This is a genomic window from Blautia stercoris, assembly GCF_054657695.1.
In genome coordinates this window covers 1,051,957-1,078,422 of sequence record NZ_BAAHYF010000001.1, presented here as the reverse complement: position 1 = coordinate 1,078,422, position 26,466 = coordinate 1,051,957, and the positions used below count along the sequence as shown (strand labels likewise).

27 protein-coding genes, 2 tRNA genes and 1 other annotated feature are annotated in these 26,466 nt (G+C 38.1%); of the genes, 25 read left to right on the top strand and 4 right to left on the bottom strand.

Annotated features, from left to right (window positions below; genetic code table 11):
- The first annotated feature begins 288 nt into the window (after positions 1-288).
- From ACYQ2D_RS05275 to ilvN, 22 genes are all read left to right on the top strand, one after another.
- Complete coding sequence (locus ACYQ2D_RS05275; RefSeq protein WP_243182644.1) at positions 289-624, top strand: hypothetical protein; 336 nt, start codon at positions 289-291, stop codon at positions 622-624.
- 190 nt (positions 625-814) lie between these two features.
- On the top strand, positions 815-2,512 hold the full coding sequence (locus ACYQ2D_RS05270) for a glycosyl hydrolase family 18 protein (RefSeq protein WP_459784823.1): 1,698 nt from the start codon (positions 815-817) through the stop codon (positions 2,510-2,512).
- Between the two features lie 57 nt (positions 2,513-2,569).
- Entirely contained in the window at positions 2,570-3,466 is an 897-nt protein-coding gene (locus ACYQ2D_RS05265; RefSeq protein WP_459784822.1) for a hypothetical protein, read from the top strand.
- Between the two features lie 92 nt (positions 3,467-3,558).
- Positions 3,559-4,242 carry an N-acetylmuramoyl-L-alanine amidase gene (locus ACYQ2D_RS05260; RefSeq protein WP_022302947.1) on the top strand — a complete coding sequence of 228 codons (684 nt, stop codon included), beginning with the start codon at positions 3,559-3,561 and terminating at the stop codon, positions 4,240-4,242.
- Between the two features lie 53 nt (positions 4,243-4,295).
- Complete coding sequence (locus ACYQ2D_RS05255; RefSeq protein WP_117455449.1) at positions 4,296-5,345, top strand: L-threonylcarbamoyladenylate synthase; 1,050 nt, start codon at positions 4,296-4,298, stop codon at positions 5,343-5,345.
- An 18-nt stretch (positions 5,346-5,363) separates the two neighbouring features.
- Positions 5,364-5,792 carry a ribose 5-phosphate isomerase B gene (rpiB, locus tag ACYQ2D_RS05250; protein ID WP_022302949.1) on the top strand — a complete coding sequence of 143 codons (429 nt, stop codon included), beginning with the start codon at positions 5,364-5,366 and terminating at the stop codon, positions 5,790-5,792.
- 76 nt (positions 5,793-5,868) lie between these two features.
- Positions 5,869-6,498, top strand: a complete 630-nt coding sequence (gene upp, locus ACYQ2D_RS05245) for a uracil phosphoribosyltransferase (protein WP_022302950.1) — start codon at positions 5,869-5,871, stop codon at positions 6,496-6,498.
- Between the two features lie 79 nt (positions 6,499-6,577).
- Positions 6,578-7,063 (top strand): deoxycytidylate deaminase, encoded by a 486-nt coding sequence (locus tag ACYQ2D_RS05240; protein WP_022302951.1) that lies wholly within the window; start codon positions 6,578-6,580, stop codon positions 7,061-7,063.
- A 113-nt stretch (positions 7,064-7,176) separates the two neighbouring features.
- Positions 7,177-8,517 (top strand): CCA tRNA nucleotidyltransferase, encoded by a 1,341-nt coding sequence (locus ACYQ2D_RS05235; protein ID WP_459784819.1) that lies wholly within the window; start codon positions 7,177-7,179, stop codon positions 8,515-8,517.
- Positions 8,518-8,690: 173 nt separating this feature from the next.
- The gene (locus tag ACYQ2D_RS05230; protein WP_117455451.1) at positions 8,691-9,674 is read left to right on the top strand and encodes a CotS family spore coat protein; all 984 of its coding nucleotides are present in this window, start codon (positions 8,691-8,693) and stop codon (positions 9,672-9,674) included.
- Positions 9,675-9,820: 146 nt separating this feature from the next.
- On the top strand, positions 9,821-10,096 hold the full coding sequence (locus tag ACYQ2D_RS05225) for an HU family DNA-binding protein (RefSeq protein WP_022302954.1): 276 nt from the start codon (positions 9,821-9,823) through the stop codon (positions 10,094-10,096).
- Positions 10,097-10,099: 3 nt separating this feature from the next.
- A complete protein-coding gene (locus ACYQ2D_RS05220; RefSeq protein WP_018593722.1) occupies positions 10,100-10,339 on the top strand; it encodes an RNA-binding S4 domain-containing protein in 240 nt (79 codons plus the stop codon).
- A 66-nt stretch (positions 10,340-10,405) separates the two neighbouring features.
- A complete protein-coding gene (gene yabP / locus ACYQ2D_RS05215; protein WP_117455453.1) occupies positions 10,406-10,696 on the top strand; it encodes a sporulation protein YabP in 291 nt (96 codons plus the stop codon).
- A 2-nt stretch (positions 10,697-10,698) separates the two neighbouring features.
- Positions 10,699-11,199, top strand: a complete 501-nt coding sequence (gene yabQ, locus ACYQ2D_RS05210) for a spore cortex biosynthesis protein YabQ (protein ID WP_117455455.1) — start codon at positions 10,699-10,701, stop codon at positions 11,197-11,199.
- Entirely contained in the window at positions 11,138-11,482 is a 345-nt protein-coding gene (locus ACYQ2D_RS05205; protein WP_022302957.1) for a septum formation initiator family protein, read from the top strand. Before yabQ ends, ACYQ2D_RS05205 begins: the two co-directional genes overlap by 62 nt.
- 112 nt (positions 11,483-11,594) lie before the next feature.
- The gene (locus ACYQ2D_RS05200) at positions 11,595-13,082 is read left to right on the top strand and encodes a SpoIIE family protein phosphatase (protein WP_022302958.1); all 1,488 of its coding nucleotides are present in this window, start codon (positions 11,595-11,597) and stop codon (positions 13,080-13,082) included.
- 19 nt (positions 13,083-13,101) lie between these two features.
- On the top strand, positions 13,102-14,469 hold the full coding sequence (gene tilS, locus ACYQ2D_RS05195; protein WP_459784817.1) for a tRNA lysidine(34) synthetase TilS: 1,368 nt from the start codon (positions 13,102-13,104) through the stop codon (positions 14,467-14,469).
- Positions 14,462-14,983, top strand: coding sequence for a hypoxanthine phosphoribosyltransferase (gene hpt / locus ACYQ2D_RS05190; protein ID WP_022302960.1), 522 nt, complete (start codon positions 14,462-14,464; stop codon positions 14,981-14,983). The genes tilS and hpt overlap by 8 nt, the downstream gene beginning before the upstream one ends.
- 29 nt (positions 14,984-15,012) lie before the next feature.
- Positions 15,013-16,905: an ATP-dependent zinc metalloprotease FtsH gene (gene ftsH / locus ACYQ2D_RS05185; protein WP_459784814.1), complete on the top strand. Its 1,893-nt coding sequence runs from the start codon at positions 15,013-15,015 to the stop codon at positions 16,903-16,905.
- A gap of 266 nt (positions 16,906-17,171) precedes the next feature.
- A complete protein-coding gene (locus ACYQ2D_RS05180; RefSeq protein WP_459784813.1) occupies positions 17,172-19,277 on the top strand; it encodes a glycoside hydrolase family 13 protein in 2,106 nt (701 codons plus the stop codon).
- Between the two features lie 102 nt (positions 19,278-19,379).
- Positions 19,380-19,648 (top strand) — a binding site (T-box leader).
- 73 nt (positions 19,649-19,721) lie between these two features.
- Complete coding sequence (gene ilvB, locus ACYQ2D_RS05175; protein WP_117455461.1) at positions 19,722-21,440, top strand: biosynthetic-type acetolactate synthase large subunit; 1,719 nt, start codon at positions 19,722-19,724, stop codon at positions 21,438-21,440.
- A gap of 18 nt (positions 21,441-21,458) precedes the next feature.
- Positions 21,459-21,956, top strand: coding sequence for an acetolactate synthase small subunit (gene ilvN, locus ACYQ2D_RS05170; protein WP_022303267.1), 498 nt, complete (start codon positions 21,459-21,461; stop codon positions 21,954-21,956).
- Positions 21,957-22,232: 276 nt separating this feature from the next.
- On the opposite strand, the gene ACYQ2D_RS05165 is transcribed toward ilvN, so the two are convergent.
- Both ACYQ2D_RS05165 and ACYQ2D_RS05160 read right to left on the bottom strand, forming a co-directional pair.
- A complete protein-coding gene (locus ACYQ2D_RS05165; protein ID WP_081733101.1) occupies positions 22,233-22,550 on the bottom strand; it encodes a DUF2651 family protein in 318 nt (105 codons plus the stop codon).
- 239 nt (positions 22,551-22,789) lie between these two features.
- Positions 22,790-23,206 (bottom strand): helix-turn-helix domain-containing protein, encoded by a 417-nt coding sequence (locus tag ACYQ2D_RS05160; RefSeq protein WP_005424130.1) that lies wholly within the window; start codon positions 23,204-23,206, stop codon positions 22,790-22,792.
- A gap of 159 nt (positions 23,207-23,365) precedes the next feature.
- On the opposite strand from ACYQ2D_RS05160, the gene ACYQ2D_RS05155 reads away from it, so the two are divergent.
- From ACYQ2D_RS05155 to ACYQ2D_RS05145, 3 genes are all read left to right on the top strand, one after another.
- Positions 23,366-23,686 carry a hypothetical protein gene (locus ACYQ2D_RS05155; RefSeq protein ID WP_005330993.1) on the top strand — a complete coding sequence of 107 codons (321 nt, stop codon included), beginning with the start codon at positions 23,366-23,368 and terminating at the stop codon, positions 23,684-23,686.
- 142 nt (positions 23,687-23,828) lie between these two features.
- A complete protein-coding gene (locus tag ACYQ2D_RS05150) occupies positions 23,829-24,662 on the top strand; it encodes a rolling circle replication-associated protein (protein ID WP_199705024.1) in 834 nt (277 codons plus the stop codon).
- A complete protein-coding gene (locus ACYQ2D_RS05145; RefSeq protein ID WP_117980795.1) occupies positions 24,655-25,911 on the top strand; it encodes a tyrosine-type recombinase/integrase in 1,257 nt (418 codons plus the stop codon). Before ACYQ2D_RS05150 ends, ACYQ2D_RS05145 begins: the two co-directional genes overlap by 8 nt.
- Before the next feature lie 83 nt (positions 25,912-25,994).
- Here ACYQ2D_RS05145 and ACYQ2D_RS05140 read toward each other — a convergent pair.
- Both ACYQ2D_RS05140 and ACYQ2D_RS05135 read right to left on the bottom strand, forming a co-directional pair.
- A tRNA-Leu gene (locus tag ACYQ2D_RS05140) sits at positions 25,995-26,080 on the bottom strand.
- Between the two features lie 18 nt (positions 26,081-26,098).
- Positions 26,099-26,180 (bottom strand) — tRNA-Tyr (locus tag ACYQ2D_RS05135).
- Positions 26,181-26,466 lie beyond the last annotated feature (286 nt).

Here is a 26,466-nt window from a genome sequence, read left to right as displayed (position 1 = left end):
TTTTATGGAAAGGAGGATAAAAAAACTTCAAATCCTTTATTTAGTCGAAAGCCAAATAGAATAAAAGTAAATGAATTAATGCTAGAAACAAATTCATTTATAGAAACAAATCAAAATAATCTGAGACAATTTTCTAATCATATAACCATCTGGTTAAATCGGAACATTCATTCAGAATGTCTGTAGAAATTTCCAATTTGAAAGAACAAAATATAAGAGCATAAATATAAGAATATAAAAAAATCAAAAAACGTCAAAGCTTTTTTGTCTGTAAGGAGATTTGCGCCTGTGCCAAATATCAGAATGTTACATATCTGCTATTTTGTTTCTGCTGTTATCATATATCACAAATATGTATTCTGTGAATACATAAATACAGAAAGGCAGAAAAAGTGTATGAGCAAAGAAAAAGAACCATCCCCGCTTGGGCGTGAACTGGAAACCTATCAAACAGAAGGAATTCCGCTGTGGCTGAACGGAAAACCAAGTACACCGGAAGAAATCGTGCATGCCTGCATGATTGAAGAAGAAGGTACTTATATGCGGGATTATGTGCAGAATGAAAGGGGGAAAGTGGAACGGCTTGAATTTGATTTGATAAAATTAAAAAAAGAAGAAACATAAAAATAAAATGCTATAGGTCCCCGCTTAGGCATAAAAGAAAGGCTGCTGCTTTCATGAATAAAAATTCGGAAAGTAGCAGTCTTTTTGAGTTTCTCTGAATCTTAAAAAAACATAAATTGTCGAAGAAAGATAATGACGGAAGCGAAAAGTATGTTATAATGAAAAAGAATTTGAAGATAAGGAGCGCAAAATGAGTGGAAAAAAAAGAAAAGAAATGGTTCCTGTCATTGTTGTGATTTTATTGATTGTACTGGTTGGATGTGTGGGTGCTCTAACCGCAGTTATCAAAAGAATGACGCCGTCGGATGAGAGGATGGACGTTCGCACTTATTATGGGCTGACTTCGGATGACGATGTCGCTCTGGTTTTGCAAAACACAGTCAGTGATAGAAAAGCGAAAATGATAGACGGACATATTTATCTGGATTATGATACAGTATCCGATGTTTTAGGTGGACGTTTCTACTGGGATGAAGCAAATCAAAAGATGCTTTATTCAACACCGTCAGAAGTGATTTCAATTTCACCGGACAGTAATACTTATACTGCCGGAGGAAAAGAAAAGACAGAAGAATATCCGATTATCTGTGAAAAAGAGGATACCGTATATCTGGCATTGGAATTTATCGAACAATATATGCAGATTATGGTGACAAAGAGTGAGAATCCGGATAAAGTGATTATTTCTTATAAATTTGGAACACAAAAAACGGTAACAGTAACAGAGGATACGGTAGTTCGTTATCGCGGTGGAATTAAAAGTGAAATTCTAACCGATGTCAAGAAAAAGGACAAATTGGTGCTGCTGGAGACACTGGATGAATGGTCAAGAGTTGCAACGGAAGATGGATTTGACGGTTATATCAAAAATGACAGTATTTCAGATGCAAAGGAAGAGAAAACCGAGTATCAGGGCGAATTTAATGAAACTTATACAAGTCTGACCAGAGATTATAAAATTAATTTAGCCTGGCATCAGGTAACTTCCGAAGATGCAAATAAGGCATTATCAGAAGTACTTTCCGGAACAAAGGGAATTAATGTGCTTTCCCCTACCTGGTTTTCTGTGACCGGAACAGATGGAGCAATTTCTTCGCTTGCAAGTGCAGATTATGTAAAGACTGCGCATGAAGCCGGAATGGAAGTCTGGGGACTGGTAGACAATTTTAATTCGAGTGTCAGTACACTTGCAACGCTTTCGAATACCGCTTCAAGAAATCATCTGGTAGAGATGCTTCTCTCAGAAGCAAAACGGGTTGGAATGGATGGAATTAATGTGGACTTTGAGTCTATGACAAAAGAGGAAGCCCCTCATTTTATTCAGTTTATCCGTGAACTTTCCATCGGATGCAGGAAGAACAGTCTTGTGTTATCTGTGGATGATCCGGTGCCGGAATTTACAACTTACTATAATCGTAAAGAGCAGGGGATTGTAGCAGATTATGTGATTATTATGGGATATGATGAACATACGGAAGGCTCAGAAAAAGCCGGTTCGGTGGCATCTCTTCCGTTTGTGGAAAAAGGGATTACGCAGACTTTAAAAGAAGTTCCTGCAAATAAAGTAATTAATGGAATGCCATTTTACACCAGAATGTGGTATACTGATACTACTGGCAGTGTGACGAGTGAAATTCTTGGAATGAGTCAGGCTGGACAGTCAGTAGAAAATATGGGAATGACCTCTGCCTGGGATGAAAAAACTTCACAGAACTATGCAGAACTGGAAACAGGAAGCGGAAAATACCAGATGTGGCTGGAAGATGAACAGTCTCTGGAAGAAAAGCTGAAGTTATTTCAAAAATATGAGCTGGCAGGAGTGGCGGAATGGAAACTGGGACTGGAGCGTAACAGCGTATGGGATTTGATTGAGCAGTACCTTAAGTAGAAAATCCGTAAAATGTAATGAAAATTATTTTGCAAAAATAGAAAGGAAGACAGTGATATGGCAGAAGAAATGTTTAAAACAACATTAATGGGTGGATTTGATAAGGATGACGTACAGGAAAAAGTACAGAAGATGAAAGATGAAACAGCTCAGCAGCAGCTTGCCTTCAAAAAAGAGATTGAAGAAAAAGAACAAAGAATTGCTGAACTGCAGAAAAGACTGGAATTAAAAGAAGCCAATCAGGAACGTCTGGAAAGAGATATTCAGGAAAAATACCAGAAATATGTAGATAATTATGAAACCATCGGAAGAGTTGCGTTGGAAGCACAGTTAAGAGCGGACAAAATGATTGAAGAAACACAGGAAAAATGCGATAAGATGGTTGCCGATGCAGAAGCGGAAGCAAAGCAGAAAATTGCCGATGCAGAGTTAGAAATTGATGGCAAACTCTTAGATGGAAAGAAAAAGTACCTGGCATTACAGGAAGAGATGAGCCAGATTGTAGATTTGATCAACAGTGCACAGAAGCATTTCGCAGATTCCTATAGCGAAGTACATAAAATCATTGATGCAATGCCGACTTCTTTTGCTGAAATGGAAGGTGTGGAAAGTGAACTTCTGCCGGAAACAGAGAAAGAAGGGGCAGAAGTAGAGGCAGAGGCAGAAGTAGAAACAGAAACTGAGCTTGAAACAGAAGCGGAAGCAGAGACTGAAGATGCAGAAACAGAAGAAACACAGGAAATCGAACCGTTAGATGAAGAAGACGAAGACTTGGATGCACTCGATGATTTAGATGAAAATTTAGATGACTTGGAGCTGACTCCGCTTGAAGAGGAGGAAGAGGAAGAAGAAGAAAACAGCGAGGCATTGGATGAAGATGAAAAGATTGCGCTTCAGATTTCAAAACTCTTAAATCAGGAAGACCAGTACATGATGGAAAATGAAGAAGAATAATTTTTTAGAAGTTCTGAATCATTTCGATTGAGAAAATAAAAATCCTTTAAAGCATATACTTAACAGAGTATACTTTAAAGGATTTTTTATTTATGAAAAAGCATATCGCACAGACTGTTATGGCATTGCTTCTTCTGGTTTCTGTCTTTTTTCTTTCAAAAGAAGGGGCACAGCTGGCAAATGGAACACCTAAAGAAAGCAAGGGAGTAATTGTTGTAGACAGCGGGCATGGCGGAATAGACCCGGGAGTGATTGGACAAAATGAATTAAAAGAAAAAGAGATTAATCTTGCAATTGCGAAAAAGCTGGAACGTTTGTTAAAGGCAGCTGGATATGACGTGATTATGACAAGGAAAAAAGACGAAGGACTGTATGAAGAAAACAGTCCAAACAAAAAAGTGCAGGATATGCAGAAAAGATGTGAGATAATTAAAGAAAATCACCCTCTTTTAACAGTCAGCATTCATCAGAACAGTTATCCGGATGAACAGGTCTGTGGACCGCAGGTGTTTTATTATGAAAGTTCAGCAGAGGGGAAGAAGCTTGCAATATGTATTCAAGAAGCATTGAATGAAAAATTAAAGATTGAGCATCCAAGGGTAGAGAAGTCCAATCGTACTTATTATCTTTTAAAAAGAAGCGAGGGGATCTTAAATATTGTGGAATGTGGTTTCTTAAGCAATAAAAAAGAAGCGGGGCTGTTAGTGCAGGATAAGTATCAAGAAAGAGTGGCGAAGGCAGTTGAAAAAGGAATTTTAAAATATCTGGAAGATTAACCGTTTTTATGATATGATAAAGATGTATGTGAAGATAGAAAGAGAGTGTAATTGTGATTACAAAAATAGTAAAAGTAGATAAAGAACATCCGGATGAAGCGGCAATAAAAGAAGCTGGAGAAATCTTGAAAAACGGTGGACTTGTGGCATTTCCGACAGAGACAGTATATGGTTTGGGTGGAGATGGATTAAATGCTCGTTCTTCAGAAAAAATATATCAGGCAAAAGGCCGTCCATCGGATAATCCGCTGATTATTCATATTGCCCAATTGGAAGACTTGGATAAGATTGCAGAGGATGTTCCGGACGGCGCAAAAAAACTGGCAGAAAAATATTGGCCCGGACCTCTTACGATGATTTTTAAGAAAAAAGACATTGTTCCGATTGAGACAACAGGAGGTCTTGAAAGTGTGGCAGTGCGTATGCCGTCTCATAAGGTGGCAAGAGCGCTAATATGCTATGGCGGAAAATATGTGGCAGCTCCGAGTGCAAATACTTCAGGACGTCCAAGTCCAACACTTGCAGAGCATGTAATAGAGGACTTGAATGGCAAAGTAGATATGATTTTAGATGGCGGTGAAGTTGGAATTGGTCTGGAATCAACGATTGTAGATTTTACAGAGAAAATTCCGGTTATTTTAAGACCAGGCTATATCAATCAGAAGATGATTGCAGAGGTAATCGGAGAAGTGCGAATGGATAAAGGGCTTTTGATTACCGATGCCTCTGTGAGACCGAAAGCACCGGGAATGAAGTATCGTCATTATGCCCCGAGAGCGGAGTTGACCATTATTGAAGGAGAAACAGAAGCAGTTGTAGCGGCAATTAATGAGAAATGCCGTAAAGCAGAAGCCGAAGGTCTTCGCGTTGGTGTTATCGGAACAGATGAGACAAAAATGCTTTATCATGCATCTGTTGTAAAAAGCATCGGAAGCAGACAGGATGAAGAAAGCATCGGTCTGCATTTATTTAGAATTTTAAGAGAGTTTGATAGTGAAAATGTTAATTTGATTTTTTCGGAATCGTTTGATACACCGAATATGGGTCAGGCAATCATGAACCGTCTGTTAAAGGCAGCGGGACATCATGTAATAAAAGTATAAAAAACAGGAGGAAAACTTATGATAGCATTAGGGTGCGACCATGGGGGATTTGAATTAAAACAGGAGATTATTGCTTACTTAAAAGCACGTAAAATCGAGTATAAAGATTTTGGATGTTACGATAATAAATCTGTGGATTATCCGGTTTATGCAAAATTAGTAGGAAAAGCAATTCAGTCTGGAGAGTGTGAAAAAGGAATCTTAATCTGTGGAACGGGAATTGGTATTTCAATTGCAGCAAACAAGATGAAAGGAATCCGCGCGGCAGTTTGTACAGACTGCTTCTGTGCTGAGGCAACAAGACTTCATAATGATTCTAACGTACTTGCACTTGGAGGCAGAGTCGTAGGACCTGGTCTTGCAATCAAAATCGTAGATACTTTTTTAAATACAGAATTTTCAGGCGAAGAAAGACATCAGAGAAGAATCAACCAGATTGAAGATTAAAAATTAAAAAAATTGAATTCAGGAAAATTAAGACAGCAGGCTTAAAAATTTTGCAAAGAAAACAGGAGATAAGAAAATGGCGAAAATTAAAATTATGGAACATCCGTTAATTCAGCACAAAATTGGTATCATCAGAAGAAAAGAGACAAGTTCAAAAGAGTTTCGTGAACTGGTTAGTGAAATTGCAATGTTTATGGCTTATGAGGCAACCAGAGACTTAAAATTAACGGACATTGAAATTGAAACACCTCTTCAGAAAACAGTAGTAAAAGAGCTGGCAGGAAAAAAACTTGCGGTTGTTCCGATTTTAAGAGCCGGTCTTGGAATGGTAGAAGGTATGCTTGCTATGGTTCCGGCTGCAAAAGTAGGACACATTGGTCTGTACCGTGATCCGGAGACTTTAAAACCGGTGGAATATTACTGTAAACTTCCGGCAGACTGTGAAGAAAGAGAAGTATTTGTAACAGACCCGATGCTTGCAACCGGTGGTTCTGCGATTGCTGCGATTACGATGTTAAAAGAAAAAGGAGTAAACAACATCCGTTTCCTTTGTCTGCTTGCTGCACCGGAAGGATTAAAAGCACTAAGCGAAGCACATCCGGATGTTGATATCTATGTAGGTGCATTAGATGAATGTCTCAATGAACATGGTTATATTGTACCGGGACTTGGTGACGCAGGAGACCGCATTTTCGGTACGAAATAAAAAAACATACTTTCGAAGTTTCAGACACGAAAATAGTTACAGTGAAGATTCTGAGAATAAATAAAGGCAGAGGAAAGTAATGACGGGGAAGAGAAAAGATTATATATCCTGGGATGAGTATTTTATGGGAGTTGCAAAGCTTTCCGGAATGCGCTCCAAAGATCCGAATTCTCAGGTGGGAGCATGTATTGTAAGTTCAGATAATAAAATATTATCTATGGGATATAATGGATTTCCAAGTGGATGTTCTGATGATGAATTTCCATGGGAAAGAGAAGGCGAGCCTTACAATACCAAATATCTGTATGTAACGCACAGTGAACTCAATGCGATTTTAAATTACAGAGGCGGTTCTTTGGAGGGCGCAAAATTGTATGTTTCCCTGTTTCCCTGTAATGAATGTGCAAAGGCAATCATTCAGGCGGGAATCAAGACAATTGTTTATGACAGCGATAAATACAGTGATACACCGGCAGTAAAAGCATCGAAACGAATGTTAGATGCAGCCGGAGTCCGTTATTATCAATATACACATACAGGCAGAAAAATCAGCTTTGATGTTTAAAAGAAAATCAGCAAAAATTTTCCCCCTTCTATAGTTGGTGAGAAAAACTGTATTTTCTATGTTCTATGAAAGAGAGAGTTTTGAGATAACGGCTAAAAGGAGAAACAGAAAAAATGAAAATAAATGTTCCGAAAGAAGTTCAAGAAATCATTTCCGTCTTGCAGGAACATGGGCATGATGCTTATGCGGTAGGGGGCTGTGTCAGGGACAGTCTCCTTGGCAGAGCACCGGCAGACTGGGATATTACAACATCAGCAAAACCGATGGAAGTAAAGCACCTTTTTCGTCGTACCGTTGATACTGGAATCCAGCATGGAACGGTAACTGTTATGTTTGGCAAAGAAGGATTTGAAGTAACAACTTACCGTATTGATGGAGAGTATGAGGATGGACGTCATCCAAAAGAAGTAACTTTTACCGGAGAGGTAAGAGAAGATTTACGTCGAAGAGATTTTACCATTAATGCGATGGCGTACAATGACAAAGAAGGACTGCTTGATTTATTTGGAGGGATTGATGATCTGAATAAGAAAGTTATTCGGTGTGTGGGAAATCCGGAAGAACGTTTTACAGAGGATGCCCTTCGGATTATGCGTGCCGTGCGTTTTGCCGGTCAGCTTGGTTTTTCAATTGAAGAAAAAACAAAACAGGCAGCATCGAAACTTGCAAGTAATCTTGAGAAAATCAGTGCAGAACGAATCGAGACAGAAATCCGAAAACTTTTGTTATCAAATCATCCGGAACTTTTAAGAACAGCTTATGAACTTGGAATCACAGAAGTAGTACTTCCGGAATTTGATGCCATAATGCAGACCGAACAAAATACACCACATCATTTTACCAATGTGGGAGAACACACATTAAAGGCTTTGGAACTCATTCCGGCAAATAAGGTTTTGCGTTATACCATGCTGCTTCATGATATGGGGAAACCGAAAATGAAAACTACCGATGAAAATGGAAGAGATCATTTTAAAGGACATGGGGAAGAAAGCGAGAGAATCGCAAATGAAGTGCTGCATCGGCTAAAAATGGATAATGACACGATAAAGAAAGTGACCAAACTGGTAAAATGGCATGATGTGAGAACCCAGCCGACACCAAAAGCAGTAAGAAAAGCCATGAATAAACTGGGAGAAGAATTGTATCCTCTGCTTCTACAGGTACAATATGCCGATACAATGGCGCAGAGTACCTATCAAAGAGAGGAAAAACTGGAACGGATTCATAAAGTAAAAGTAATTTATGAACAAATTATTGAAGAGAAACAGTGTTTTTCTATTCGTAATCTTGCAGTGAATGGAAAAGATTTGATTGCAATTGGAGTAACGCAGGGAAAACAGATAGGAGAAATCTTAAATATACTTTTAGAAGATGTTTTAGAAGAACCGTCTCATAATACAAAAGAATATTTACTTGAACTGGCGAGAAATAAAATCGGACAGGAAGCATGATGCCCATGTTTTCTGTCTGTTTTTTGGTTTCCGTTTCTTTCGTATTCTTTCTTATACTAGTCCTCAAAAAAACTGCATACAATAAAAAGACAGATTAATGTATGAGTGAGTTCTTTTGGTTTTTAGAAAGAGTCCTATCGTATGTATGGAAAATAAGGGGGAGGAAAAAAGGAGTGCATGACAGGGGGATTAGCATTTTAGAAAAGTATGATTTAGAAGCATCGGCTGCAAGCAGAGGTCGTGGTGCTTTAATTTGCCAGACCGGGCAGGGGCTTGTTTTAATCAGAGAGTATTACGGTTCAATAAGAAAATTAGAATATCAGGCGAAACTACTTGAAAAAATTTCAGGTCAAAAAGAAATTCATGTAGATACACTAAAACGAAATAAAGAAGAAAACTATATTACAGTTGATAAAGAAAATATTCCATATCTGGTAAAGAACTGGTACGATGGAAAAGAATGTGATACACAGTCCCGCAAGGATATCATGCGCAGTGTAAAAGCACTTGCCAGCTTACATAAAACAATGCAGATGCCGGTCTGGGAGCATTATGTGAGGGAATCTCTTTTGAGTGAATATGAACGCCACAATCGGGAATTGAGAAAAATTAAAAAGTTTATATTTCAAAAACATCAGAAAAATGAATTTGAACGCTGTTATCTGGAACATGCAGACCGTTATCTTTGCTGTGCAGAAGAGGCTTTTAAGCGTATCAGTCAATCTTCTTATGACAGACTGCGTACCGTAAGCCTGGAAAGAGGCTGTGTCTGCCATGGAGCGTTTCATCAGCATAACATTTTGATGTGGGATTCAGAAACTGCGGTTGTCAACTTTGATAATTGGAATTATGATGTGCAGATGGCAGATTTGTATCAGTTTATGAGAAAGATATTAGAGAAACACGGTTGGGACAAAGAACTGGGAAAAGAGATGATTCAAAGCTATTGCGAGATTCGCCCGCTCATAAAAGAAGAGAGGGAAAATCTTGCCGTCCGATTTGCTTATCCGGAAAAATTCTGGAAACTTGCAAATTATTATTATACGCACAATAAAGTCTGGATTCCGAAAAAAAATCTGGAAAAACTTAAAAAGCTGATTTCTCAGTACGAAAAGTGGCTTGAATTTGTAGAAAGTATCAACACATTGGAAAAATAAGAGAAAAAGATGTCCGGGGCTTTTTGAATACGCTTGACAAACTATAGGAAACAAGGTATAAATAACAGTATGTTGAGGTTGTATTTTGCAGCCACAGTTAGAATCAACATTGTAAATAAGATTATTTATTTTAGGAGGAAATATTCATGAACAGAACAGAATTAGTTGCAGCTATGGCAGCAGAAACTCAGTTATCAAAAAAAGATGCAGAAGCAGCTTTAAAAGCATTTATCGATGTAGTATCTGCTGAATTAAAGAAAGGTGAAAAAGTTCAGTTAGTTGGTTTTGGTACTTTCGAAGTAGCTGAAAGAGCAGCAAGAGAAGGAAGAAATCCTCAGACTGGTGAAACTATGACAATCGCAGCTTCTAAAAATCCAAAATTTAAAGCTGGTAAAGCATTAAAAGATATGGTAAACGCATAAAAAATGAGATTAGACAAATATTTAAAAGTCTCCCGTCTGATTAAGCGCAGAACTGTTGCAAATGAAGCCTGTGATGCGGGACGTGTTCTGATTAATGACAAACCGGCAAAGGCATCTGCGCAGGTAAAAGCAGGAGATATTCTGGAAATCCAGTTCGGAAGCAAGAATGTTCGAGTGGAAGTGCTGGATGTGCAGGAAACGGTGAAAAAAGAAGCAGCAAGCGAGCTGTTCCGTTACCTTTAAAATTTGTGTATATTAGAGAAAAATCCCCCATATAATCTTTTTAAGAGAGTTGGGGGATTTTTTATTTTGGAAGAAAAAGTGGTGGAAAGAAGAGCACATAAACTGGAACTTCGTGCAAGAAATAAGGGGAGTATAACCGGAGTCAGTGATGTGCTCTGTTTTGATGAAGAAGAGATTCGTTTGGTGACAGAATTGGGTATTTTAAGTGTAAAGGGAAAAGAACTGCATGTGACACGGCTTGATTTGGAAAAACAAGAGGTAGACATTGCAGGGAAAGTAGACAGCCTTATTTACGACCGGGCAAGGGGAGAAAGTGTGCAGGGAAAAGAAGGAATGATAAAGAGGTTTTTTAAATAAAGATGAGCAAATATATGGAACAGGAATTTTTGCTTCTTCTGAAACTTTTCCTGACGGGGATTTTCCTTGGTCTGCTTTATGACTGCCTTAGAATCTGGCGCAGTGTGATGACGAACAGCCGTTTCTGGATTGATTTACAGGATTTAATTTATTGGAGTAGTGCGGGTCTTTTTGTTTTTTATGTTATATATATGGAAAATAATGGTCAGATACGTGTTTATGCGCTGGCTGGAATGGCAGCAGGAGCTCTTTTCTATTATGCGACAATAAGCAGATGGATTGTGAGACTGTTTGGATTTTTATTGTTGAAAATCGTAACTTTATTTGGAATCTTGCTGACTCCTCTACACAGGGGAAGAAAAAGGTTGAAATTATGTATTAAAAGAGTTAAACTTTTTTTGTATGAACAAAAGTCGATACAAAAAGTCAGGAAGAATCAGAATGAGAAAGAAAGAAAATCAAAAATTCAGTCGGAAACGAAGAGAAAAATTAAAGAAAGATGAAAATAGACAGCCGGAAAGCAAAACGGCGATGATTAGTGTGATTTTAGTTGCTTCTGCACTTTCGATTTCTTTAATGGCAAGAAGTTATGCATTAGAAGAAAAAATAGGTGACTATAAAAGCCAGAGAAAAGAAGTCAAGGCACAGATATCAGCAGAGGAGCAGCGCACAAAAGAGATTGAAGCATTAAAAGAATATATGCAGAGTGATGAATATGCAAAACAGGTAGCAAGAGAAAAACTTGGACTGGTGGAAGGAGATGAAATTATTTTTAAAGAAAAGTGATAATTTTGTCTAAAATTTTTTGAAAACCAGAACATGTTTTTGACAAAGTTTAAAAGAAAAAACATCTATAATACTCTTTGGACAGGAGTGGCTGTTTAGGGAGGGATATAAGATGCAGGAATGGATGATTGCCATGTTCATAGTCAGTATCCTGTTAATACTGAGGGACATGGCAAAAACTGTTTTTTCAGATATGAGAAAAAGTGCGGCAACTGTAATTTATGAAGAGCATCCGCAAAAAGAGAGAATGAGACGTTATGCCGCTGCATTTCAAAAGCTTGCGGATAGTTTTTATGGACTTCCTTATCGAAAAGACTATATCAGCAATGGAGAGCTGGAAGACATGATTCGACAGCTTCGGGATGGTCCTTGCAGAAGTTGTACGGCGGGAAAACTCTGTTGGGAAGAACATCCTTTGCAGACGTATCAGATTTTATATCATCTGCTTCGTTTGATGGAAAAACAGGATGTACAGAAAATCATGTCGGCAAGAGCGAATTTAACAGAGTTTTGTATCAATCAGGGGAAAATGACGGAACAGATGCAGAGGCTGATGGAACGACAGAAGCAAATCCTGATTTGGAATAATAAACTGCTGGAAAATCGGATGGCGGTTGCAGAACAGTTGGGAGAGATGGCACAGCTTATGAATACGCTGTCGAATGAACTCTTTGATATTATCCCTGTAGATGCCGTGTTTCAGGAAGAGTTAAAACGTCGTTTAAAGAAAAAACATATTTTGGCAGGAAATATCTGGATGTTAGAACAGCCAGACGAGAAAATCCAGTATTTCTGTGAATTATATACGAAGGGAAAACGCTGTATTTCGGCAGCAGAAGCAGGACAGGTACTTTCAAAAATGTGTGGCTGTCAGATGACACCCCGAATAGAGGGCAAGATGTTTCTGACAAAAGAAAAGATGACCGTGCGATTTGTAGAGGATGTAAATTTTCGGATTTTATATGGAGCTGCAAAGGTAACAAAAGACAGAGAAACAATTTCCGGTGATAATTATATGTGCACGGCAGAAGATAATGGTCAGTTTTTTATGTGTCTTTCGGATGGAATGGGTTCTGGACTCGAGGCTTGTAAAGAAAGCGAACATGTGGTAGATTTATTAGAACAGCTGGTGGAGTCTGGATTTTCAGGGGAAAGTGCGGCAAAATTAGTGAATTCTGTTTTAAATCTTCAGATGCGGGGCGGTAAATTTTCAACCGTTGATGTGTCAATCATTGATTTATATACGGGAATGTGTCACTTCTTAAAGGCTGGTGCAGCAACGACATTTATCAAGCGTGACCAGTGGGTTGAGAGTATTTCATCGGAGAGTATGGCACTGGGGCTGGTATTTCCGGCAGATTACGAATCACTGACAAAAAAGTTGTATAATGGTGATTTTTTAATTATGGTGACAGATGGAGTTTTAGATGCACTTCCGGAGGAGCGGGCCGAGGAGACTTTAAAGGAAATTATTTTACAGACTCATGCGAAAGCGCCTCAGGAATTAGGAAGAGGAATTTTACAGAAAGTGCTGGCACTTTGTGAATATAAGGCAGCAGATGATATGACTGTGCTGGCAGCAGGCGTATGGAAAAAATAAAGATTGGAAAACAGATGAAATGAAAAAGGTATTTTCCTATATCGAACAATATCAGATGATAAAACCGGATGACAGGGTGATTGTGGGGTTTTCAGGAGGCGTAGACTCAGTAGGGCTTCTGCTTTTATTAAAAGAATATCAGACAGAATGTCAAAAGAAATCTCCGGAAAAAAATTCTTTTTTGCTTGAGGCAGTCCATGTCAATCATCAGATTCGAGGTGAAGAAGCAAACAGGGACGAAACATTTGCAAAAGACTTGTGTGAGTCACTTGGTGTTTCCTGTTCCTGTTATTCCTATCCGGTTTTAGAACTGGCAAAAAAGCAACATTTAACGGAAGAAGAAGCAGGGCGGATGGTCAGACATCGGGCGTTTGAGACGCAGGCGAAAAAGGCGAAAGAGACCGTTAAAATCGCACTTGCACATCACAGAGATGATTTGGCGGAGACAATGATTCATAATCTGGTACGGGGAACAGGAATCGGTGGAATGGCGGGAATCCGTCCGGTTACAGAGATTAATGGGATTTCTTATATTCGTCCGCTCCTTTGTGTGGAAAAAGAAGAAATTAAAGAATGGCTGGAAAATAAAAATCAGCTTTGGGTAGAAGACAGTACCAACAAGGAAGCTTCTTATACAAGAAATAAAATCCGTCAGAATATTCTTCCACAGTTGAAAGGACTGAATGAAAAAGCAGTCCTGCATCTGGCAAATGCAGCAGAAACTTTTCTTATGGCAGAGGAATATATTGGCAGAAATGCGGATATGATGTATAACAGATATGTAATCTGTAAAAAGGACAGAACAATCATAAAACAGGGATTATTTCAGGAAGATAGATTAATGCAGTCTTATGTGATTCAAAGAGCGGTTTCTGAGACAGCAGGTAAAAAGAAGGATATCGGAATGTTACATGTCAAGCTGATACAGGAGCTTGAAAAGAAGCAAAGCGGAAGCCGAATTTCTCTGATTTATGGGATTACAGTCTGGCAGAATTATGGGGATATCTGTCTGATAAAGGGAGAACTTGAAAAAAAATCAGAAATCGAGCTGAAAATGGAAGTATTTCCTTATGAAAACATGCAAATTCAGGAAAAAAAGTATACGAAATGGTTTGATTATGATAAAATAAAAGAGATTCCGTGTGTGAGAAAAAGACAGGCGGGAGATTTCCTTACCGTAACGAAAGAGGGAGGAAGAAAAAAATTAAAAGATTATTTGATTGACTGTAAAGTTCCAAGACAAGAAAGAGACAGTCTTACTGTTTTAGCAGACGGTTCTCATATTTTATGGGTAGTAGGATATCGTATCAGCGAATACTATAAAGTTACGGAAAAGACGAAAACAGTAATCAGAGTACATGTAAAAGGAGAAAGCGAAGATGAGTGAAACAATCAGAGAGTTAATCAGTGAAGAAGATGTGGCTGCAAAAGTAAAAGAAATCGGAGCACAGATTACAAAAGATTATGAAGGTAAAGCGGTTCATTTAATCTGCGTTTTAAAAGGCGGAGTGTTCTTTACCTGTGAACTGGCAAAAAGAATTGAAGTGCCGGTAAGCCTTGACTTTATGTCTGTATCGAGTTATGGGGATGATACTAAATCAAGTGGAGTGGTAAAGATTATTAAAGACTTAGATGAGAGTATTGAAGGAAAAGATGTTCTTATTGTAGAAGATATTATTGATTCCGGAAGAACATTAAGCTATTTAATCGAAGTATTAAAACAGAGAAATCCGGCAAGCATCCGTCTGTGTACCCTGCTTGACAAGCCGGAAAGACGAGTAAAAGATGTAAAAGTAGATTATGTATGTTTCAATATTCCGGATGAATTTGTAGTGGGATATGGTCTGGACTATGCACAGAAATACAGAAATCTTCCATTTATTGGAGTGGTAGAATTCTAAGGGCAGTCCGGTGAAAGGAGATACACGAAGTGAATAAGCAGGCAAGAAGCTGGATTCCAAGTATTCTGCTGTTGATTGTATTGTTTGTTGGCGGTTACTGGTTTATGACCAGACAGTTTACAATTAATAACAGTTATTCCCAGCAGGATTTCTATGAATCCGTACAGAATAATGAAGTGGAAAGTGTATACATCCATCCGAACAAAGAATACCCAACCGGAAGAGTGTCAGTTGATTTAACAAATGGAAATTCCGTACAGTTTTACGCTTTGGATGTAAAAGAAATACAGGATTTTTTGGGAGATTATTCAGAAATTGCACTGGAAGTCGGAGATGTTCCGGGAGATAATATTTTCCTGTCTTCTGTACTGCCGATTATTTTAGTGGCAGGGATGGCATTTTTTCTGATTAGTATGATGAGCAGACAGATGTCTGGAGGCGGAGGTGGCGGAACCAATGCCAAGATGATGAACTTCGGAAAGAGCCGTGCCAGGATGACGGTGAATGAAGAAAATAAGGTGACATTTAAAGATGTTGCCGGTTTGGAAGAAGAAAAAGAAGACCTTGAAGAAGTAGTCGATTTCTTAAAGAATCCACAAAAGTATACAAAAGTCGGGGCGAGAATCCCAAAAGGTGTGATTTTAGTCGGACCTCCGGGAACCGGTAAAACACTGCTTGCAAAAGCAGTTGCGGGTGAAGCCGGAGTGCCGTTCTTCTCGATTTCCGGTTCGGATTTCGTAGAGATGTTTGTTGGTGTAGGTGCATCGAGAGTCCGTGATTTATTTGAAGAAGGCAAAAAAAATGCACCATGTATTATTTTTATCGATGAGATTGATGCGGTAGCAAGAAAACGAGGCACTGGAATGGGCGGTGGTCATGATGAAAGAGAACAGACTTTGAACCAGTTATTGGTTGAAATGGATGGTTTTGGAGTCAATGAGGGAATCATTGTGATGGCTGCGACAAACCGTGTAGATATTTTAGACCCTGCCATTTTACGTCCGGGACGCTTTGATAGAAAAGTTGGAGTTGGAAGACCGGATATTAAAGGTAGAGAGGAAATTTTAAAAGTTCATGTAAGAAAGAAACCTCTTGGAGAGGATGTCGATTTACATGAAATTGCAAGAACAACCGCCGGATTTACCGGTGCAGATTTGGAAAATCTTATGAATGAAGCTGCGATTTTAACTGCCAAAGATGGAAGGTATTATCTGACGCAGAAAGATATCCGTCAGGCATTTGTAAAAGTTGGAATCGGTGCAGAAAAGAAAAGTAAGGTTATTTCAGAAAAAGAGAAGAAAATTACAGCATATCATGAAGCAGGACACGCAATTTTATTCCACCTTCTGCCAAATATGGGACCGGTTCACACGATTTCTATTATTCCGACCGGTCTTGGGGCAGCTGGATATACGATGCCGCTTCCAGAGGTAGATGAAATGTTTAACAGCAAAAATAAAATGCTTGAGAACATTGTAGTAGACTTAGGAGGAAGAGTTGCTGAGGAACTTATTTTCAAGGATGTGACGACCGGTGCTTCTCAGGATATCAAACAGGCAACACAGCTTGCAAGGGCGATGGTGACACAGTACGGAATGTCAGATAAAGTCGGATTGATTAACTACGGAAGTGATGAGGACGAAGTATTTATTGGTCGTGATTTGGCGCATACGAGAAATTATGGCGAACAGACCGCAGCAGTGATAGATAGCGAAGTAAAAAGAATCATTGATGAAGCGTATTCACAGGCAAAAGAGCTGATTGGTTCACATATAGATGTCTTACACAAATGTGTGGAACTGCTGTTGGAAAAGGAAAAAATCGGACGGGAAGAATTTGAGGCATTGTTTTCAGAAAATGAGGAGCAAAAAAGCTTAGAGAATGATTTGGGCGGTACTTTGTATGATTTAACAAAGAGATAAGCAGAGTCGTTTTATAGAGCATGTAAAATTATTCAAAAAAAGTTTTAAAATAATAATAAGATTGTGCACACTTTTTGTGCCGTACATGCTATTATAATAACTGTAAAAACCCCCCAATACATTATATAGTTTTTGCTACACCCCATAAGAAGAAATACCTTCTCCAAAAGAGGCAGTCGAGAGACTGCCTCTTTTACTTTACACTCATTTAGAATTATAAAGAGTAATTCAAACACAGACCGGAATAAAAAGAGAGGATGCAAAATATGAATTACGAAAACTTAAAAAATATGCAAAAAATTCAGGAGTATGTGACGAACATGCGCCCTGCTTTCAATAAACGTGCGGTATTTAGTGATGAGACGGAAAGTTACCGTATGCCATTTGAGCCAAAAGCCGGAGACACAGTAAAAATCAGAATTCGTACGAAACGTGGAAATGTTGATATGGTCTGTCTGGTCAGCGGACAAGAAAAAAAGAAGATGAATCTGGTTGAGACAAGAGATGGGTTTGATTATTACGAAACTAAACTTCTGGTTGGAACAGAAACCATTCATTATCATTTTGAATTATTTTCCGGTAAAGTGCATTGCTACTATAACCGTTTTGGTATTGTAAAAGATTTAGATGAACATTATGCATTTGGAATTGTTCCGGGATTTGAAACTCCGGATTGGGCAAAAGGTGCAGTCATGTACCAGATCTTTGTGGATCGTTTTTGCAATGGAGATAAATCAAATGACGTTGTAACCAATGAATATTCTTATATTTCAGCACCGGTACAAAAAGTAGAAGATTGGAATCGGCCGCCACAGGCAATGGATGTTCGTGATTTTTATGGTGGAGATTTACAGGGAGTATGGGATAAGTTAGACTATCTTCAGGATTTAGGTGTAGATGTGATTTATTTCAATCCGATTTTTGTCTCTCCATCCAATCATAAATACGATATTCAGGATTACGATTATGTAGATCCGCATTACGGAAAAATCGTAAAAGATGGAGGAGAACCGTTAAACTGGGGTGATCAGGATAATTCTCATGCATCAAAATACATTCAGAGAGTAACCGATTATGAGAATCTGGAAGCAAGTAATCGTTTCTTTGCACGATTTGTAGAAGAAGTACATAAAAGAGGAATGAAGGTGATTCTGGATGGTGTCTTTAATCACTGTGGTTCATTTAATAAATGGCTGGACAGAGAGCGTATTTATGAAAATCAGGCAGGTTATGAAAAAGGGGCTTATGTATCGGCAGACAGCCCATACCGCAGTTTCTTTTTATTCCATAATCAAAATGACTGGCCGTATAATAAAGACTATGATGGCTGGTGGGGACATGAAACTCTGCCAAAACTGAATTATGAGGCATCGGACAGTCTGTATGAATATATTATGAAAGTGGCAAGAAAATGGGTTTCTCCGCCTTATAATGTAGATGGATGGAGGCTGGATGTGGCAGCAGATTTGGGACACAGCAACGAATATAATCATAAATTCTGGCGTGATTTCAGAAAGAATGTAAAAGAAGCCAATCCAAATGCGATTATTCTGGCGGAACATTATGGAGATGCCAAGAGCTGGTTAGAGGGTGACCAGTGGGATACTGTTATGAATTATGATGCATTTATGGAACCGGTGACTTGGTTCCTGACCGGAATGGAAAAACACAGTGATGAATACAACGAAGGCATGTACGGAAACAGTGACTGCTTTATCGGGGCAATGAAATATCATATGGCAAGCTTTTATGCTCCATCTTTGATGGTATCCATGAATGAGCTTTCCAACCATGACCATTCCAGATTTCTTACAAGAACCAATCATAAAGTAGGTCGTGTGGCTAATTTAGGTTCCCATGCAGCATCAGAAGATATTAATAAAGCAGTATTGCGAGAAGCCGTTGTCATGCAGATGACTTGGCCTGGCGCACCGACTGTTTATTATGGAGACGAAGCAGGGGTATGTGGATTTACAGACCCGGATAACCGAAGAACCTATCCGTGGGGAAATGAAGATAAAGAGTTAATCGAATTTCATAAAGAAATGATTGCGATTCATAAAGAAAATGAAGAATTTATCAAAGGTTCTTTAAAATTCCTTGCAAATGATTATCAATTGCTTTGTTATGGAAGATTTACGAATACACAAAGAAGTGTGATTGCAATCAATAACAGTAATGAAGCTAAAACAATTTCTCTGTCGGTATGGGAACTTGGAATCTCACGATCCAGAGAAATTCACTTTAAACAGTTAATTGCAACCGGTGATTTCGGTTATAGCCTGATAAAGAAAGTATCTGTCTGTAAAGGCGGTGTGCTTCAGCTGACCCTGCCATCACATGGTGCAGTCGTTCTTCGTTGTACCGAATAGGAAAAAGTGCGTTAAAGCACGTTAAAATACGTTAGAAATAATGAAAATAAAAATATGAATTGACAGACAATACAGGATTTGATATAATTATTTTCAATAAAGAAAAATGCTAAGACGAGGAGGAGTACATGCTCAACCGGTTTTCAGAGAGAAGATGGCAGGTGAGAATCTTCAGCAAGGGAGTATGGAAGTAGCCTCTGAGCAGTGAGACGAACGAAGCGGATAACAGGTTTTCAGTAGCGCTCAACGGAAGTTTCCAACGTTATATGGAAAATGATATCGAAAAAATCTGATTTTTTTCCGTATCAGCAGAGTGCAGGAAGAGATTCCTGAAATTAGGTGGTAACACGGATTGTTTATTCGCCCTAAGCCAGAGATGGTTTAGGGCGTTTTTTTATCCCCTCGTGAGGGCACTCAAGTAAATTTGAATTAGGAGGAAACGATATGAAAGGGACAGAATTGTTTGTAAAGGCATTACAAAAAGAGGGAATTGATTTTCTTTTTGCTTATCCAGGAGGATATGCGATTGATATTTTTGATGAATTATATAAGCAGGATTCCATTCAGGTAATTCTGCCACGTCATGAACAGGGGCTGGTACATGCAGCGGATGGATATGCAAGAGCAACTGGGAGAACCGGAGTCTGTCTTGTAACAAGCGGACCTGGAGCAACAAATCTGGTAACAGGAATTGCAACTGCCAATTATGATAGTGTTCCGCTTGTTTGTTTTACCGGTCAGGTACCGACAAGCTTGATTGGAAATGATGCATTTCAAGAAGTTGATATTGTAGGGATTACAAGAAGTATCTGTAAATATGCGGTAACAGTAAGAAAAAGAGAAGATCTTGGAAGAATTATTAAAGAGGCATTTTATATTGCAAATACCGGAAAAAAAGGACCGGTTGTAGTAGACCTTCCAAAAGATATTATGTTAGAAGAGGGCGATGACCTTTATCCAAAAGAAGTAAAAATCAGAAGCTATAAGCCAAGCAAAGGTGTTCATATCGGGCAGCTTAAAAAAGCAAATTCTCTGCTTTCACAGGCAAAGAAACCATTATTTTTAATGGGTGGCGGAGTCAATATTTCCGGTGCAAATGAAGAAGCAAAAAAACTTGCAGAGCTGACACAGGTTCCGGTTATTACAACCATTATGGGAAAAGGGGCACTTCCAACCAATCATGAACTGTATATTGGAAATGTTGGAATGCATGGATGCTATGCCGCAAATCACGCAATCAGTGAATGTGACCTGTTGTTTTCAATTGGAACACGTTTTAATGACCGTATTACCGGTAAGATTGATGAGTTTGCAAAAAATGCAAAAATTGTTCATATCGATATTGATGCGGCTTCGATTTCCAGAAACATTCAGGTTGATATCCCGATTGTAGCCGATGCAAAAGAAGCAATGACAGCACTTTTAAAACATGCCAAACCATGTGATACCAAAGACTGGCTTGAAGAGATTCGTGGATGGGAAAAAGAACAGCCACTTGGTATGAGGAAAGATAAGGGAATCACACCGCAGAAGATTATCGAATGTATGAATGAAGAATTTAAAAAAGCGGTTGTTGTAACAGACGTTGGACAGCATCAGATGTGGGTAACACAATATCTGGAAATGGATGAAAACAAAAAACTTTTGACTTCCGGTGGTCTTGGAACGATGGGATATGGACTTCCGGCAGCAATCGGTGCAAAATTCGGTTATCCGGATACCCCTGTTATCTGTGTTTCCGGTGATGGTGGAGTACAGATGAATATTCAGGAGCTTGCTACCGCAACAGCTTACGGACTTCCGGTTATTCTCTGTATCTTTAATAACAGTTATCTGGGAATGGTTCGCCAGTGGCAACAGTTATTTTATGGAAAACGTTATTCCTCTACCTGTACCAGAAGAAGAAAATCTTGCAGTGCTACCTGCAAAGGACCTGGAGAACAGTGCCCAAAATATCAGCCGGATTTTGTAAAATTAGCAGAGAGTTATGAAGCTTATGGAATGAGAATTGAAAAAGAAGAAGATATCAAAAAAGCATTTGAATTTGCAAAAGAACATACAGATGCACCGACCATACTTGAATTTATGATTGACAGCGATGAGCTGGTACTTCCTATGGTACAAGGCGGACAGGCACTTGACTGTATGATTTTGGACTGCTAAGGAAAGGAGAAAATGATTATGAAAAAAAGATGGATTTCATTATATGTGGAAAATGAAGTAGGTGTACTGGCAAAAATTGCAGGATTATTTTCAGGAAAATCCTATAATTTAATGAGCCTGACAGTAGGAACAACGGAAGATTCGACCATGTCACGAATGACAATCAGTGTGGAAAGTGATGATGCCACATTTGAACAGATAAAAAAACAGCTCAACCGCTGTGTCGAAGTAATCGAAGTTATTGATTTTACAAATTGTCCGATTCACAGAAAAGAAGTATTGTATATCAAAGTGAAAAAATGTGATGAAAAAATAAAAAATGAAGTGCTTAGAATTGCAGGTATCTTTAAACTTCCGATTGTGGATTATGGAAAAGAAGAAATTTTGCTGGAATGTATGCAGACAGAAACCAGGAATGATGAAATGATTGCTTATTTTTCACAGTACTTTAAAAATATTGAAGTAGTAAGAGGAGGGAGTGTAGCAATCCAGGGAGTTAGTATTCAGGATAAATAAGATTAAGAAAAACAGAAAATAAGAAAACAGTGTCGGTTTAATACGGAAGGGCTCTTGAATCGGCACTGTTTTTTGGTGTGAAAAATCGGTACAAATTTGGTATAGAATAAAAAAAATACTCCAAACCCAGTAAGAATTTGGAGTAAAAAAATGCCGCAGACCGGAATCGAACCGTTTTTCTTAATCTCAAATACTGATAGAAAGGGGCTTTGAAGACTTCATCACGGTTGCGGTGTTCAAAAAGTGTTCAAATGTTTGTCGCATACAAACTTGAAGTTATCTTTTTCCTAATGGCAATGCTATTAAATTTCCCAATAATGCAATAACAGCATATCCAACTACATAAACCCATGCACTTGAGTTATAAAATATAAATATAGATGGCGCAAACATTATTGCTACAATCAAAATATACCAGAAGTTAAAACCATTCCTAATCCCATAAAAAACAGAGGTTATTAAACATATTAGAGGAATAATTACTAACATAACAATCATTGCACTTCCTGTGTTTTTTATAAACCAAGGAACGATATAAAAATCTATCAGCAACAGTAGGTAGAAAACCATGTTCTTTTTTAATTTATCCATCATATCATCATCCTTTCAAATCCCGATTTGTCTGTTTCACATTATACACAGTATAATTCCATTTCACAAAATGTTCAATCAAAAAAAGTATGCAAGATTTTTATATTTTCTTGGCATACCTCTTATTGCAGTATTTCCTTGTTCGTATTTTCGCAAACTAACGTTCCGCAAGGATGCCCAGTGCGACGGTTCCTAACAGGGCGGCGGGTCGACTGGGCAAGTGGTCGGCTGAGAAGCATTTTCTACTCAACGACATATTTAACGTTTGATTCTCTCCGTCCCTCATATTTCTCCTGTGCCAACAGTTTATCAAGAAATTCTGACACTTCTTCCATGTCTTCACTGTCTATCAAATCCAGTTTTATCAATACATCAAGGTCTGTCTGATTCTTCGGTTGTATTGAGATCGGCTGAGATGTATCCACAACCACTTTCAACTGTTTTGTCTTATTTGCTGTTTCAATATCCGTAGTTAATCCCATAACGTGGCTTTTACTCACGCCGAATATCTGTGATAATTTTTCCCATATAGATTCATCTCTCGGCGTTCCGTTTCCATTTTCATAGTTCGTAAGCATACTTTGTGAAATGCCTAATTCTTTTGCAAGTTCCGCAACGGTTATATTCTTTTCTTTCCGCAATTCTTTTATTTTATTCATAGCGAACCTCCTTTATAAGCACATTATATTTCATCAAATTTTCTCTGTCAATCTTTTTATCGGATATTCAGATATTTTCTATTGACATTCTGCAATGCTTGTTTTATCATAAGATTATCTTAATATCTGATAATCAGATATCTATAAGGAGGTGAAACGATGATTAGAGGAAATGACTTTATTTTAAATCCAGACAAACTGCAAGAGGAATTTCAGTTAGTAGAAGTTTCTGACTGGGTAGACTTTTCTACAAAAGAAAAATTAGGATTCTACTATACAGTTCTTCTTCCAAAATTAAAGTTTGAAAAAGTCAAAGTAGGCATTAAAGCTAACACAGCGATTGTTACCAACGAAGAACTTGAACAAAAAGGGCAGATTCCAGTCTCATTTGATGGATTACATACTTGGGCTAGTCTCTATAATGGACGTCTTTCTGTCAAAGCAGAAGCTTCCAATATCAGAAAAGTGGGAATGAAATAATTTCCCTACTATGTCAGCCAGTCAGTACCGGACAACGTCATAGGTGCTGAACTGGCTGACCTCTATACTTGATATATAAAACAACATCTTCCGAAAACAATCGGAGCATTCATTACAAAAATTGGGATATGAGGTGAGATTCGTGAGCAAAACAAAAGAGTGTTTTGCATACAATACGAAAATCATTGAAACTCCTACTACAAAAGAAGTATATATTTACGAAAACCCTATTTTTATTCACTCGAAAGAAAAGGCAAATTTAACAGACACAAGTAACCGAAAAAAATTTGATGAAATGTCAGCTCATAAGCAATATGACAGTTTAAAACGCAAGCAGAAGCATTACGAACAGGCTCGTTGGGATATTGCCCGTATTGTTGACTGCAACTTTGATAACAGAACAAAATTTATAACACTGACATTTAAAGAAAACATTCAGGAAATCCTGATAACCAACAGAGAATTTAAGTATTTTATCCAGCGATTAAATTATTATTTGTACCATACCAAAACCCAGTTATTAAAATACCTTGCAACGTGGGAGAAACAGAAGCGTGGAGCAATCCATTATCATGTTATTTTCTTTGATTTTCCGTATATAGCAAAAGAAAAATTACAGAATTTATGGTCACATGGATTTATTAAAATCAATCGCATTGATGTAGACAGCAAAGAAAACAGAGGTCGTTATCTTAGCAAGTATTTTGGAAAAGACCTTGATTTGAAAGAACATAAGAAAAAAGCCTTTTTTAAATCTCAAAATCTGAAAGTTCCACACGAAACAAAAGTCATGCTGACCGAAGACATTTTACATGACTTACAAAAAGAAAATATCGTCTTTCAGAAAGAATACACAAGGCAAATTTACGATACCAACACTTTCTTATCTACTGGTTCATGCTTAAAGGACAGCAGTGTTATCTACATCAAAATTAAAAAAGAAAATCCTTGCGTAAAGGGGGAATCTTATGGATAATCCCGTTACGTTTTCAGATATAACATTATTGAATACGTTAGCCACCTGTGCTAACATGACCACAGATGAAGTCTTCAAAGATTTTAAAATTATGGCAAATAAAAAAATCTTGAAGAATCACAAATATGAAATTTATTACTCGGAATCAGAAAAAAGCTGGCGTACTTATTTACCCGATGAAACCAAACCTAACAAACGCCGTCCTGTTAAGAGGAAGAGTAAAGAGAACCTTGAAAAAGAAATCATCAGATTTTATATCGAAAAGCAGAAAGCTGAAAACCGTCAGAATGTCACACTAGAAGAATTATATGCTGAATGGCTTTTGTATAAAAGAGATTATACTTCCGTAAAAGCAAAAACAATTCAAGAATATGTATCTGAATGGAATAGATTTTTCAAAGATACAGAACTTGTTAAAATGAAGATAGGCGAAATCAAACCAATCACGCTTATCCGCTTTTTCAGAGAAGCTACAAAAGACCGACAGTTCACGCACAAACGAGTCAGTAATGCCCGTTCTGTTTTGAATGGAATCATGAGTTATGCGATCGAAGAAGAAATTATATCACATAATCCTGTCTCTGATGTGAATTTCAAACAGTTTACCTATAAGCCAGTAGAAGCACAAAGTGACAATGTATTTTCCCGTGATGATACGCATAAGTTATTAAATTATCTTCGGTGTATCATAGAGCCATATTCTCTTGCAATACAGTTATCTTTCTATCTGTTTATCCGTGTTGGAGAAACAAAAGCGATCCGTTGGGAAGATATTGACTACAATAACAGGCTTGTATATCTTCACAGACAGGCGACCTGTGAACGTACATTGAATGATGATTTAACATTCTCAAGCCGAAAAGTAAAAGTAGTAAATCAAATGAAAGGAAATACTTCTCATGGATTCCGTAAACAGTTCCTTACAGACGAAGCACTTAAAATTCTTCACAAAGCAAAGGAATTAAATCCAAATGGAATATATGTCTTTGAACCCAACGGCGAGATTATGACAACAGACAGCTTTAATCGCCGTTTGAAGAAATATTGCAAAGAAGCCGGTGTTCCTTATCATTCCAGTCATAAAATCCGCTTTTACAATGCTTCAACAGCTTTTGACGGAAATAATCTTACAACCCTTAGTTATTTAATGGGACATAGTGAGACAGCTACAACATTGCATTACTTGCGGAATGTCAATAAGAGGAAGAATGACAGGCTTGCTTTTCAGAATCTTGGTATTTCATCATAAAGTGTTCAAAGGTGTTCAAACATTTTAAAACAAAAAAATAAGAGAAACGCTGTAAATTCAACGTTTCTCCTACTTTTTACTAATGCCGCAGACCGGAATCGAACCGGTACGGGTATCACTACCCACGGGATTTTAAGTCCCGGGCGTCTGCCAGTTCCGCCACTGCGGCATAATAAAATAAATAGGATGGGCGATGGTGGATTCGAACCACCGAAGGCGTTGCCAGCAGATTTACAGTCTGTCCCCTTTGGCCACTCGGGAAATCGCCCATATTTATTTTTGCCATTTGTCCTGACAAGGTATTATTATAACAGATAAATTAGAAAAATCAAGAACTTTTTCAAAAAAATTAGAAAAATCTTTATTGCTGTTTAACCAAATCAAGTAAGTCCCATGCTTCAATTGCGAAAAGCAATAAGCAAGGGTGGGGACTTGCTTGTATCAGGAGGGGGCAAGCCCCTTCTGATAAGCTGCGTAGCAGCTATTTGGTTATGAGCAAGTAGCGAAGCGGATTGCGAATATCCACTTGACTACAGGAAAATAATAGAATATAGT